Genomic DNA, 287 nt, shown 5'->3' with positions numbered 1-287 from the left:
ACCTACATCAGGCCAGAACAATCCCCCTACACCACGCGCGAACAACACGCATTCCGCACACTCCTCACACACACATACACACTCGCCATCATCGACGGCGTCACAGACGCACTCACACAAGAAGGAGCAGCCAGCAAAGACAACGACGACATCGCCCGATGGCACCGCCACATCCCACGCACCATCGCACGACACACCGGCGCAGCCGTCATCCTCATCGACCACGTCACCAAAAACACCGACACGAGAGGACGCTTCGCCATCGGCGGCCAAACCAAAATGGCCGC

At 59.6% G+C, this 287-nt stretch carries 1 protein-coding gene; it reads left to right on the top strand.

The annotated features are described in order from the left end of the window. A partial coding sequence (locus HMPREF2975_RS12480) for an AAA family ATPase (protein WP_227469183.1) occupies window positions 1-287 on the top strand: 287 nt, incomplete at both ends.

Origin of the sequence: Actinomyces sp. HMSC065F12, from assembly GCF_001814535.1 — a bacterium.
In the GTDB taxonomy this organism is placed as follows: Bacteria; Actinomycetota; Actinomycetes; order Actinomycetales; family Actinomycetaceae; genus Pauljensenia; species Pauljensenia radingae_A.
This window is presented reverse-complemented; position numbering and strand designations above follow the sequence as displayed.